The organism is Sulfitobacter pontiacus (assembly GCF_040790665.1).
In the GTDB taxonomy this organism is placed as follows: domain Bacteria; phylum Pseudomonadota; class Alphaproteobacteria; order Rhodobacterales; family Rhodobacteraceae; genus Sulfitobacter; species Sulfitobacter pontiacus.
On the sequence record NZ_CP160849.1, the window covers coordinates 2771440 to 2783731 of the forward strand.

Annotated in this window: 12 protein-coding genes; 7 read left to right on the forward strand and 5 right to left on the reverse strand. The window is 61.5% G+C overall.

Annotated elements, in window-relative coordinates; all coding sequences use genetic code 11:
- Positions 1 to 6: 6 nt before the first annotated feature.
- Complete coding sequence (locus AB1495_RS13665; RefSeq protein ID WP_005853493.1) at positions 7 to 477, reverse strand: hypothetical protein; 471 nt, start codon at positions 475 to 477, stop codon at positions 7 to 9.
- 154 nt (positions 478 to 631) lie between these two features.
- Here AB1495_RS13665 and trkA point away from each other — a divergent pair, with 154 nt between their 5' ends.
- The 5 genes from trkA to AB1495_RS13690 all read left to right on the forward strand — a co-directional run bounded on the left by trkA (position 632) and on the right by AB1495_RS13690 (position 5767).
- Positions 632 to 2008, forward strand: a complete 1377-nt coding sequence (gene trkA / locus AB1495_RS13670) for a Trk system potassium transporter TrkA (protein WP_005853494.1) — start codon at positions 632 to 634, stop codon at positions 2006 to 2008.
- 34 nt (positions 2009 to 2042) lie between these two features.
- A complete protein-coding gene (locus AB1495_RS13675) occupies positions 2043 to 3578 on the forward strand; it encodes a TrkH family potassium uptake protein (protein WP_074634934.1) in 1536 nt (511 codons plus the stop codon).
- 141 nt (positions 3579 to 3719) lie between these two features.
- Positions 3720 to 3959, forward strand: a complete 240-nt coding sequence (gene hfq / locus AB1495_RS13680; protein WP_005853497.1) for an RNA chaperone Hfq — start codon at positions 3720 to 3722, stop codon at positions 3957 to 3959.
- Between the two features lie 56 nt (positions 3960 to 4015).
- On the forward strand, positions 4016 to 5254 hold the full coding sequence (gene hflX, locus AB1495_RS13685) for a GTPase HflX (RefSeq protein WP_083350862.1): 1239 nt from the start codon (positions 4016 to 4018) through the stop codon (positions 5252 to 5254).
- Positions 5255 to 5365: 111 nt separating this feature from the next.
- Entirely contained in the window at positions 5366 to 5767 is a 402-nt protein-coding gene (locus tag AB1495_RS13690) for a DUF2177 family protein (RefSeq protein WP_005853501.1), read from the forward strand.
- 75 nt (positions 5768 to 5842) lie between these two features.
- Here AB1495_RS13690 and AB1495_RS13695 read toward each other — a convergent pair whose 3' ends face one another.
- Complete coding sequence (locus AB1495_RS13695; protein ID WP_037944262.1) at positions 5843 to 6406, reverse strand: pseudouridine synthase; 564 nt, start codon at positions 6404 to 6406, stop codon at positions 5843 to 5845.
- On the reverse strand, positions 6403 to 8871 hold the full coding sequence (locus tag AB1495_RS13700; RefSeq protein ID WP_074634932.1) for a penicillin acylase family protein: 2469 nt from the start codon (positions 8869 to 8871) through the stop codon (positions 6403 to 6405). The genes AB1495_RS13695 and AB1495_RS13700 overlap by 4 nt, the downstream gene beginning before the upstream one ends.
- A 77-nt stretch (positions 8872 to 8948) precedes the next feature.
- Between AB1495_RS13700 and AB1495_RS13705 the strand changes: the two genes are divergently transcribed.
- The gene (locus tag AB1495_RS13705; RefSeq protein ID WP_342005561.1) at positions 8949 to 9842 is read left to right on the forward strand and encodes an NAD(P)-dependent oxidoreductase; all 894 of its coding nucleotides are present in this window, start codon (positions 8949 to 8951) and stop codon (positions 9840 to 9842) included.
- Positions 9843 to 9888: 46 nt separating this feature from the next.
- Here AB1495_RS13705 and AB1495_RS13710 read toward each other — a convergent pair whose 3' ends face one another.
- A complete protein-coding gene (locus AB1495_RS13710; RefSeq protein WP_005853509.1) occupies positions 9889 to 10455 on the reverse strand; it encodes a YSC84-related protein in 567 nt (188 codons plus the stop codon).
- Between the two features lie 143 nt (positions 10456 to 10598).
- The gene (gene hemB, locus AB1495_RS13715; RefSeq protein WP_074634930.1) at positions 10599 to 11597 is read right to left on the reverse strand and encodes a porphobilinogen synthase; all 999 of its coding nucleotides are present in this window, start codon (positions 11595 to 11597) and stop codon (positions 10599 to 10601) included.
- A 153-nt stretch (positions 11598 to 11750) separates the two neighbouring features.
- Here hemB and AB1495_RS13720 point away from each other — a divergent pair, with 153 nt between their 5' ends.
- Positions 11751 to 12278, forward strand: coding sequence for a hypothetical protein (locus AB1495_RS13720; protein ID WP_005853514.1), 528 nt, complete (start codon positions 11751 to 11753; stop codon positions 12276 to 12278).
- Positions 12279 to 12292 lie beyond the last annotated feature (14 nt).

A 12292-nucleotide genomic window follows, 5' to 3' on the forward strand; every position in this document is an offset into this window, starting at 1 on the left:
CGTTCGCTACCCCCGCGTCACGATCTGGAAACTGCCATCGTCATTGCGGATCACGCAGGCGTTTTCGGTCAGCGCGGGCAGGGCGGTCGTGCGCCCCTGCGGCGCGGCCTTGGCGATGCCAGCGGGGCATTGCGGGATCGACACCGGGGCAAAGCCCGCATCGGCCATACATTGCGTTTCAACCCTTTTGCGCAGATCGGCACTGGGATCGACCGTATAGGTCTGCCCGGGCTCGAAATATCCCGCGCGGGACGTGCAACGTCCATCGGACCGGCAGACGCGGCGCGGCGGGATGAAACGGGGCGGGGTGCGGACGGTTTGAAGCGCCACGGGCACCTGCGCCAAGGCATCGACCTGACATTGCGTGGTCTGGCGTTCGACCATCGCGACAGTGGCACCGGGTTTGTAGTAGGTGTTCAACGGTGCGCAGGCCGCCAGTGCCACGCCCCCCCAGATGATCAATGCCGTTTTCCGCATATGCGCCCCCCGTCTTGCTATGGAAGCAAGTCTGACATTTGAATTGACCCTTGCATAGCCATCTGTCATTCAAATCACTGGCATATCACGGGTCACGCGGGTACGCCCCAGCTGGTGACGCAAGGCAAGGCTTCACGCCAAAGGAACCCCATTTATGAAAGTGATCATTTGCGGCGCAGGGCAGGTCGGGTGGCAGATTGCCCGCCATCTTTCGGGCGAACGCAACGACGTCACAATCGTTGACAGCAACGCCGATCTGGTGCGCCGCGCCACAGATACGCTGGATGTGCAAGGGATCGCCGGCTTTGCAAGCTACCCTGACGTGCTGGACCGCGCCGGTGCCCGCGATGCCGAGATGATCATTGCCGCCACCCATTCGGACGAGGTGAACATGGTCACCTGTCAGGTGGCCCACTCGGTCTTTGGCATCAACCGCAAGATCGCGCGGCTGCGCAGCCAATCCTATCTGACGGCGATCTATTCCGATCTTTATCGTCGCGATCACATGCCGATCGACGTTGTAATCTCGCCCGAAAAAGAGGTGGCGAATGCGGCGTTGCAGCGGCTTTCGGCCCCGGCGGCCTTTGATACAGAGACCTTCATGGACGGGATGGCCCATCTGATCGGTATCCAGATCGACGAAGACTGCCCGGTCGTGAACACGCCGCTGCGACAGTTGACCGATCTGTTCTCGACGCTGCGCGCCGTTGTCGTCGGGGTGCGCCGTGATGGCACGCTGTTTGCGCCGGAATCCAAGGACCAGCTGTTTGTCGGTGACGCCTGCTATGTCTTTTGCCACCGCGATGACATCCCCCGCACGCTCGAGATTTTTGGCAAGACCACCAGCAAGCTTGAACGTGTCGTGCTTGTGGGCGGGGGGAATGTCGGGCTGGCCGTGGCCCAGAACCTCGAGGCGCGCGGCAAGCGGGTGCGCACCAAGATGATCGAGAAGAACCGCCGCATCGCGGAACGCGCCGCCGAGGCATTGGAGCGGACGATCGTGCTCAACGGTGACGGGCTGGACGCGTCCCTTCTGGCCGAGGCGGGCATTGGCCGCGCCGATGCGATGATGGCGATCACCGATGATGACAAGACCAACATGCTGGCCTGCGTGCGCGCCAAATCCGAAGGCTGCCCCTATGTCATCGCGCTGATCAATGACCCCACGCTGGTCCCGCTGATGGAGCCATTGGGCATCGACGCCTATATCAACCCGCGTTCCACCACCGTCAGCTCTATTCTGCGACACATCCGTCACGGGCGGGTGCGGTCGGTCTATTCCATCGGCGACGCCGAGGCAGAGGTGATCGAGGCCGAGGTGCTGTCGACCTCGCCGATTGCGGGCAAACGCGTGTCCGACATTGATTTCCCCGAAGGGGCATTGATGGGTATGGTCCGCAAGGGCGACGAGGTCATGCGCCCCCTTGGCACCACACGCATCGAAGAAGGTGACGTCATCGCTGTGTTCTGTCTGGCCAAAGACGTGCCGCAGGTCGAACAGCTGATGCAGGTCTCCATCGACTTTTTCTGATGGTGCCTGCGTCCAAATTACCGGAGCGCCGCACGTGAGACGCAAATCCTATATTCGCCGCGAGATCCTTGAACTGCCGCTGTTCTTGCTGATTTTCGGTGTGTTCAGCGCCTCGACAATCTTCCCAGCGATCTTTGCGCTGACCACCCAAGACCATCTGGCATCGCGGGCGTTTTTCTATTCGGGGCTGCTGGGGGTGTTTATCTTTACCCTGATTGCGGTCGCCCATGCCGGACGGCGCGCGCGGCACGGGGCCTTGGGGCCGCTGATGTCGCTGTTTTCCAGCTTTGTCTTTTTGCCCGCGCTGCTGGCGATCCCGTTTCTTGAGGCCCTGCCGACCACGCGGTTCCTGCACGCCTATTTCGATATGGTCAGCGCGATCACCACGACCGGCGCGACGCTGTTCGATGATCCCGGACGGATCAGTGACACGCTTCATCTGTGGCGCGCGCAGGTCGCCTGGATGGGCGGCCTGCTGATGTGGATCGCGGCGTCGGCCATTCTGGCCCCCTTACACCTTGGCGGATTCGAGGTGACCTCGCAGGCCGAACCCGGCAACCCGGACGAACGCCGCAGCAATATGGGCCAGATCGACCCGCGCCAACGGTTGCTGCGGTCCGCGGCGGCGCTGACGCCCACCTATCTTGCGCTGACGCTTTTGCTTTGGGTGCTGTTGCTGGCCAACGGGGACCGATCGCTGGTGGCGCTGTGTCATGCAATGTCGGTGCTGGCGACCTCGGGCATCTCGCCCCTAGGGGGGACGCATGACACCGGTGTCGGCTTTGGCGCGGAAGCGATGATGATGCTGTTCATGCTGTTCGCGCTGTCGCGGCTGACCTTTTCCAAAGACACGGTGACGGCGACGCAAGGGGGGCTGTTTACCGATCCAGAATTCCGCATGGGGCTGGCGCTGATCCTCGGCGTGCCTGTGGTGCTGTTCGTGCGCCATTTTCTTGGCGCTTTCGATGTGCATGCAAGCGCCGAAGCACTTGAGACCGGCAGCGCCTTCTGGGGGGCCATGTTCACAGTCACCTCCTTTCTGACCACCACCGGATTTGTCAGCGCCTCATGGGCCGAAGCGCAAAGCTGGTCGGGGCTCGAGACTCCGGGGCTGATCCTCATGGGGCTGGCGCTGATCGGCGGCGGGGTGGCGACCACGGCGGGCGGGGTCAAGCTGTTGCGGGTCTTTGCGCTGTATCGCAACGGCGTCCGCGAGATGGAGCGGCTGGTCCATCCGCACTCTGTCTCGGGCGCCGGTCAAGCGGGCCGGCGGCTGCAAAGCAACGGAGCGTTTATCGCATGGATCTTCTTTATGCTGTTCGCGCTGTCGCTGGCGGGGGTGACCCTGCTGCTGACCTTCGTCGGCGCGCCCTTTGCCGATGCGCTGGTAATGTCGGTGGCCACACTGGCGACAACCGGCCCGTTGATGGAGTTTGCCGCCGATGCCCCCATCGCGTTGATCCAGCTGGGCGACGGGGCCAAGATGATCCTATGTGCGGCGATGGTGCTGGGGCGGCTGGAAACTTTGGCGATTATTGCGCTGCTCACCCCTGATCTGTGGCGCGCGTGACACGGGATGCGGCTTTGCGCGCAACAGTTCTGACATTTTGGGGTGGAAACTCTGTGCGCGGGTCTTCATAGTCTTCCGAAGGGGTAAACCGATCCGCGGTTGCCAGCAAGAACAACAGCAAGAATAAGAGCGAGACCAACAATGGCGGCTGACCGACAAAACCTGCAAGACGCATTCCTGAACCATGTGCGCAAGACAAAGGTGCCGGTAACGATTTTCCTGATCAACGGTGTGAAGCTGCAAGGCGTCATCACATGGTTTGACAATTTCTGTGTTCTTCTGCGCCGTGATGGCCAATCGCAGCTTGTGTACAAACATGCGATTTCCACGATCATGCCAAGCACGCCGATCTCGCTATACGAGGGTGAAGACGCTAATTGAGCCGTCCTCCGTTTCAAATTGATGACACTGCAGGCCCGAAGCGTACCCGGGCTTGGGTGATTCACCCTGACATCAAGTCAGACAATGACCGCCGCATCGCGGAGCCCGCCTTGGCGGAAGCCGTCGCCTTGGCCCGTGCCCTGCCGCATCTGGACGTGGAAGGGGCTAACATTGTGCCACTGCGCACCGTCAGCGCGGGGATGCTGTTCGGCTCTGGCAAGATCGAGGAGCTTCGGCTTGTCTTTGAAGAGGCCGAGGTTGAACTGGTGCTGGTCGATGGACCAGTGACACCGGTCCAGCAGCGCAACCTTGAAAAAGCATGGGGCGTCAAACTGCTTGACCGTACCGGTCTGATCCTCGAGATTTTCAGCGATCGCGCCGCCACCCGCGAAGGGGTGCTGCAGGTCGAAATGGCTGCGCTGAATTACCAGCGCACGCGTCTGGTCCGCGCCTGGACCCACCTTGAACGGCAGCGGGGCGGTTTGGGCTTTGTCGGGGGCCCCGGCGAAACCCAGATTGAATCGGACCGCCGCGCCATTGACGAACAACTGGTGCGCTTGCGCCGACAGTTGGACAAGGTCGTCAAGACTCGCGCCTTGCACCGCGCCGCGCGTGCCAAGGTACCGTTCCCCATCGTGGCGCTTGTGGGCTATACCAACGCAGGCAAATCGACGTTGTTCAACCGGATGACCGGGGCCGATGTGATGGCGAAAGACATGCTTTTCGCCACGCTGGACCCGACCATGCGCAGCCTTGTGCTGCCCGACGGGCCAGAGATCATTCTAAGCGACACCGTGGGCTTCATCTCTGACCTGCCGACCGAACTGGTCGCCGCCTTCCGCGCCACACTGGAAGAGGTTCTGGCCGCCGATATCATCTGCCACGTGCGCGATATCTCGCACGCCGAAACGGAAAGCCAGGCACGCAATGTGCGCGATATCCTGACGTCCTTGGGCGTACCCAAGGATACGCGCAGCTTCGAGGTCTGGAACAAGCTCGACCAACTGGATGACGACCGTGCCGCCGCCGTACGCGCCCGTGCGCAGCGCGACGACAGTGTTCTTGCCATCTCTGCCATCACCGGCGAGGGGTTGGACGAACTGCAAGCGGTCATCGCCGAAGCGCTGCAAGGTGCTGTGCGTGAAGCCGAGCTGACGCTAGCCTTTGCCGACGGCAAGAAACGCGCCTGGCTGTTCGAACAGGACGTCGTGATCGAGGAAACCCAAACCGAAGACGGGTTCAATCTGGTCGTGCGCTGGTCGGCACAGCAAGAATCGCAATACCAGCGGCTGTAAGGCCGGCGGCTTTCGGGACCATTCGAATGAAATAAAAAAACGCCCGGAAAAGTCGCATTTTCCGGGCGCTGCTGCATATGATTGGGGAGCGTTGTTTTTCAGGAGCCCCCGATGACTTTGATTATTCTTTATGTACTGACATTCGCGATCTTTCTGGGGCTCGACTTTCTGGGCCTGAGCTATCTGATCAAACCGGTTTTCAGCCGTGATATCGGCCCCTTGCTGCTGGACCAGTTCCGGCTGCTGCCTGCCTTTGTCTTCTATGCCTTCTATATTGCTGTGCTGCTGTATTTCGTCAGCTGGCCCGCGATTGCACAGGATAAATCCTTGCTGTGGGTCTTTGGCAATGCGGCGCTGATCGGGGCCTTGGGGTATGGCACCTATGAGTTCACCAACCTCGCGACGTTGAAAGACTGGACACCGCAGATGGTGGCGACGGATTTCTCTTGGGGGGTGGTGTTAACCGGGACCTCTGCCACCTTGGGGGTCTGGGGCACGCGGGTGTTTTCCTGACGGTTCAGGGGTCAGGGAAAAGGGGGCCAGCCCCCCGGCCTTTGGCCGCCCCCCGGGATTTTGGGCCATTTGGAATTAGCGGCCAAGCTCGGACGAGAAGCGCCAAGCGCCGGGTTGGAGCTTGTGCAGTTCCCAGTCACCGACGCGCGCGCGGATCAGGCGGAGTGTCGGCAGGCCGACATGGGCCGTCATGCGCCGCACCTGACGGTTGCGACCTTCGGTGATCGTGATCTCGAGCCAGGCATCAGGGACGGATTTGCGAAACCGCACCGGCGGGTCGCGGTCCCACAGAGGGTCGGGCGGGTCCATCAGCCGCGCCTTGGCGGGGGCGGTCTTGCCGTCTTTGAGCGTGACACCACTGCGCAAAGCGGCGAGGGCTTGTTCATCCGGCGTGCCTTCGACCTGCACCCAATAGGTTTTGGCCAGTTTATATTTCGGATGCGAGATACGCGCTTGCAGCGGGCCGCTGTCAGTCAGCACCATCAGCCCTTCGCTGTCGCGGTCCAGCCGTCCGGCGGGGTAGAAGCCCTTTTCATCGATATAGGCCGACAGGGTCGGGCGCGGCGAGCCTTCGGTGCCCTTGTCGGTGAATTGGGACAAGACGCCAAAAGGTTTGTTGAAAAGGATCACGCGGTTCATTCTGCCTCCGGTATCAGCTTGGTGATGCCGACGGGGGCGGCGCGGGCGAGCTCTTCGTCCAGCGACATGGGAATGTATTCGCCGCGCCGCCAGAGCTGTGCCAGATCGTCGTAGTGATGCGACAGGAAGTGGCCCGATTGGCCCGTTGATGTGATGAACACCGATGAATCCGGATCGGCGAAGTCATAAACCCCGCGGAAGCCTGCGCCGTGGACATTGGCGAAAGGGTCCGGCCCCGTGCCACGGGTGCGGCCACGCAGGAGGGTGTTGTCACCGCCCGAGGTCGACTGGCGGATGTTCATGAAGTAGCGCAACACGGGAACTTCGCCCAAGGTCTGGTGGTCGTGGGTGGCTTGGTGTGCGTCGCCCCACCGCAGGGATTCCAGCTGGGTTCCCCATGTCTCGTTGATCCAGATCAGCGCATCGTCCAGCGCCATGCGGGCCATGTCGGGGCAGGTCTCTTTCGGGGCGGATTGCAGCACGTCGCACCATGCGGCCGCACCGTCCACATCGCGGAAAACACGTTCGATGAACAGCGGATCGGCATGATCGAATTCCTCCGCCAAGGCTCCAAGCTCGTCCTGGATCAGCCGTTGCTGCAAGGCGCGCAGCCAGGCGGCATAGATCAGCGGTTCGGGCAGATGTTCGTTCATCTCGCCCGACCAGCCGGCAAGCAGGGTCAGCGCGCGCTGGCGTTGGCGTTCGGGCGTGCCTTCGGGCGCGGTTTCGCCGGTGAACCAAAGCTCGGCCCCGATCAGCGGTAGCAGAGAGCGCGCGGTGAAGCTGACCGTATCCAGCTGCGCTTCGATAAAGCTGTCGCGCGTGTGCACTTGGCGGCGCTGCATCAGGTTGCGCCACCGCTGGATGCGTTGCGTATCGCCCCAAAGGAAGGACACGTGGTTGGGGAAGGGGCGGTCCACCGTTTTGTTGTTGGTATTGCCGATGATCCCGCCACGGGGCGACAGGAATTCGGGGTTTGCGCTATAGGGCAGGCGGCCCTGCCAGCGGTTCGCGGCGATCCAGCCCGGTGTGGGCATGCGCCCCTGGCTTTGATGCGCAGCGTCGCGGGCGGGCAGCGCGCCGATGGTTTTCATCGCGATGGTATTCACATCCACCAGCGTCAGGTTTTGCGACGGCGCGATATAGGCCTCGCCCGCGGTGATCCCTTCCTCGACGGTCTTGGCCTCCATCAGCTGCATGGCCGCGGCGATCGAGGTATCGGCGGGGTCAAGCGCGGTCCAGTTCAGCGCGGCGACATGACCGGGCGGGGTGATCGCAGCGAGGTTATAGTGGCTGCCGGGAAGCACTGGCCCATTGTCGGTCCAGCGCAGGGTCAGGGTGATCGGATCGGCATCCTTGACCGTGATGATCGACGCGCGTTTGGCGAATTTCTTGAACCCGTCGGGGGTGCGGTATTCCTCGCTGTTGTCGGGGTTCAGCTCTTCGATATAGACGTCCTGATCGTCTGCATAGGATGAGGTGATCCCCCAGCCAAGCGCGCTGCTGCGCCCTGTCAGCACCACGGGGATACCGGGGATCGTGCCGCCGATGACACCGCCCGATTGCAACTCGAGCCGCGCGAGGTACCAGATGGTCGGCGCGGTGAAGCCCAGATGCGGGTCATTGGCGATCAGCGTCCCGCCCGAGGCAGAGCGATCCCGTGCGGCAGCCCAGGCGTTGGAGGCACCTGCCAGATCAAAAGATTTGAACGGCGACAGCGGCGAGGGATCGAGGGGGATATTGGCGGCGAACTGCGGCAGGCCGGGCGCCAGCTGCGCATATTCGGGCAGGGCGGCGATGCCACTGCCGGGGGCGTCAGGCAGGATATCCGACAGGCGCTTTTGATCGGGCAGCGCCAGCGAGGTGCGGGCGCGCTTGACCTCGGCATCCAGATGCCCCGACAGCTGCAAGGCCATCAGCTTGACCAGCGCCACGGAATCCGCCGCGCGCCAGGGGGCGACGGGGGCATCAAACAGCAGCATTTCGGGGGCACCGCGGCCCAGGGCTTCGGTGTTGATCTGATCCAACCGGGCATTCACCCCGGCGGCATAGGCATCCAGCGCTGCGCGGGTCTTGGGGTCGAGCGCCTGAAGCGACTGCACCGACAAGGTATAAAGATCAAAGCGGCGCAGCATGCGGTCGATACGGACGGTGGTGGTGCCGAAAACCTCGGACAAGCGGCCTTGGACCGTGCGGCGCATGGTGATCATCTGCCACAGACGGTCCTGCGCATGGGCAAAGCCCAGCCCGTAGAACACATCTTGGTCACTTTCCCCGAATATATGCGGCACATTGGCGTTGTCGCGCACGATCTCCACCTCGGCCCCGAGGTTGGGTACGCGGACCGTATCGTCGTAGTCTGGCAGCGACCGCGAGGCCAGCCAATAGGCACCGCCGACACCAATTACCGCCAGCACCACCAAGAGCGTTGCAATTCGCATCAGCCACCGAAAAACCACTGCCATGTCATGCTCCTGGGTATATCTACGCGCGATTGACCAATGCGCGCAGGGTGATAGGTTCCTCTCAGGCAATAGCGCAACTGAATGACAAGGAAAAGACGATGGCAAAGCTCGCATTTTTGGGATTGGGCGTGATGGGCGCGCCAATGGCCGCGCATCTGCAAAAAGCGGGGCATGACGTGACCGTGTACAACCGCACCACAGAGAAGGCGCGCGCTTGGGCAGAAACCCACGGTGGCAAGATGGCAGAGACGCCCAAAGCCGCTGCTGAAAGGGCAGAGATCGTTTTTTCCTGCGTCGGCAATGATGACGATCTGCGCTCCGTCTGCGTTGGTGACGACGGCGCTTTTGCCGGCATGGGTGAGGGCACGATTTTTGTCGATCACACCACGGTCTCGGCAGCGGTGACGCGCGAATTGCACGCGGCGGCGGATGCGCGCCAGATCAGCTTTGTCGATGCGCCAATTTCCGGCGGGCAGGCGGGGGCGGAGAATGGCCAGCTGTCCATCATGTGCGGTGGCGATTCCGGTGCCTTTGATCGTACGCTGCCCGTGATGGAGGTTTACGCCAAGATCTGCCGTCGCCTTGGCGACAGTGGTGCCGGCCAGATGACCAAGATGTGCAACCAGATTGCCATTGCCGGTCTGGTGCAGGGCCTGAGCGAGGCGCTGCATTTCGCCCAGAAGGCCGGATTGGACGGGCGCGATGTGGTCGAGGTGATCAGCCAGGGTGCCGCAGGCAGCTGGCAGATGGCCAACCGCTACGAGACAATGCTGGATGATAAATTCGACCACGGGTTTGCCGTGGACTGGATGCGCAAGGATCTGGGGATTTGTCTGGACACCGGCAACGAGATCGACGCGAGCCTGCCTGTCACGGCGCTGGTCGATCAATTCTATAAGGATGTGCAGAAAATGGGGGGCGGACGTTGGGATACGTCGGCGCTGTTCAAACGTCTGAACGCCTTGGGTTAAGCCCAAAGCTGCCCGATCCGAGATGGTGCGGATCGGGCAGCTTTGCTTAGGGAATGATGCGCGAATATTTCGTGCCTTCCAGTGTGGCACCGATACGCAGACCGGCGCGGCCAAAGACGGCGGCCAGCACGGGGGCAAGCACGGTTGTGGTATCCGCTTCGACGCTTTCCCCACGATCCGAGATGACATATTCCAGATCGGCACCCGCAGCCCAACCGGGGGAGCGGCGGAAATCGCTGAGCGCGGCTTCGGTCATGAAGAACAGCACATGCGCGTATTGCTGCGCCCCGATCTGCAAGCCGCCCGTCGCCTTGGTGACCGAGTAATAGTCGACAGTCACGTTATTCACCCGCAGCGCACCACGGCCATAGGCACCGCCAAAGCCAAGCCCGGCCTCGGTCACAAGCGGCATGATCAGCATACCGTTGGATTTTTCCGCCAGTTGCCGCGTGTTGGGGAAGCTGCGGTACATCGCGTTGAGCGTCGCATCGACGCGGGCGTCGATCATCCCGCTGCCACGGCTGCCGACACCGTTGCCACATGCCGCAACGGCACCCGCGCTTGCAATCGCACCCAAAGCGAAAGCCCGGCGCGAGAAAGTGTTGTTTGTCATAGTCTTCTGCCTGTAATTGCCTGTGCCGGTTCATCCGGTTTCTGCGCGATCTTATGCTCAAAACCCGCGGGTGTCACGAATTTAGGGCTTGAATCGGCGGTGATCTGCCACAAGTGGCGTGTTATTTGCGCATCGAAGCCGCGTTATCCGTTCATCAACCGCGCCACGGCGGGGGCAAAATACGTCAAGACCCCGTCACAGCCCGCACGTTTGAACCCCATCAGGCTTTCCATCATCACGCGGTCTTCGTCGATCCAGCCATTCTGGGCGGCGGCTTTCACCATGCTGTATTCACCCGACACCTGATAGGCAAAGGTCGGTGCCCCAAAGCTGGATTTCACGCGGTGGCAGATATCAAGATACGGCATGCCGGGTTTGACCATGACCATATCGGCCCCTTCGCGCAGATCACGCTCGATCAGGCGGATCGCCTCGTTGCTGTTGGCGTAATCCATCTGATAGGTCTTCTTGTCGCCGGTCAGCGCCCCCGAGGCCCCGACAGCATCGCGGAACGGGCCATAGAAGGCCGAGGCGTATTTCGCCGCGTAGCTCATGATCATCACATCCGAATGGCGCGCCCCTTCAAGACCTGCGCGGATCGCGGCGATGCGCCCGTCCATCATATCGGACGGCCCGATGATATCCGCGCCCGCGTCGGCCTGTGCCAGCGCCATCTTGACCAATGCCTCGACCGTGCGGTCGTTGACGATGATCCCGTCTTCGACAAAGCCGTCATGGCCGTTGATATTATAGGTATCCAGCGCGACATCGGTCATGAGGACCATATCGGGCACCGCCTTGCGGATCGCGCGAATGGCGCGGTTGGCGTTGTTTTCAGGATCCCAGGCGCCGGCGCAATCCTCTGTCCGGTCCTCGATACCGGTGTAAGGGAAGATACACATCGCCCCGATCCCCAGATCAGAAGCCTCGCGCGCGGCATCTACCAGCTTGTCAACGCTGCGCCGATAGACGCCGGGCATGGAGGGGACGGGCTCTTCCACGCCCTCACCGCTGCGCACGAACACCGGCCAGATCAGATCCCCCAAGGACAGCGCATTTTCACGGACCAATGCGCGGACGCCCTCGGATTGACGGGTGCGGCGCAGGCGGGTGGCGGGAAAGGGGGCTTGTTGGGGTCTCATGCAAAAATACCTCAGATGCTACCGGGCAAGGCTTGCCACGTATTTTTGCACGGCTCAAGGCTAGGAATTTCGCGAACGCGCCGCTATGACAGGCAGACGATTGTAGGGCAGCACGTCTGAACACAATGATTTCACTTCAAAGATGAGCGCACCTTGACCCTCTATCAGACAATTTTCGAAGTCATCGACATGCGGTCTTTTTCCAACCTGTGGTACTGGATCGCCGTTGCTGTGATCTGGTCTTCTGCCAGCCATTGGGTCTTGGGCGTGCCCTTTGATATGGTGCTGCGCGCGCGGCGCAACGGTGAACAGGCGCTGGTCGACCTGGAGGATATGGCACGCATCAACGTGAACCGTATTCTATATATCACCCAAGTGTCCGGCATCTGGATTTTGGGGTTCACCTGCTTTTTCATGACGATGCTCTTTACGCTGGCGGTTTTCTACCGGTTCGAATTCGCCCAAGCCGTGCTGTTGCTGGCTTTTCCGTTGTGTCTGGTAGGGGTGCTGAGCGTGTCGACCGCGCAGCAGATCCGCGAGGATTCCGGCACCGGCGACCGCCTGATCAAACGGCTGAACCGTCACCGTCTTTATACCCAGATCATCGGGATGATTTCGATTTTCATCACATCGATGTGGGGCATGTACCAAAACCTTTATACAGGTCCGTTTGGCGGTTGAAAAAACCGCGATCG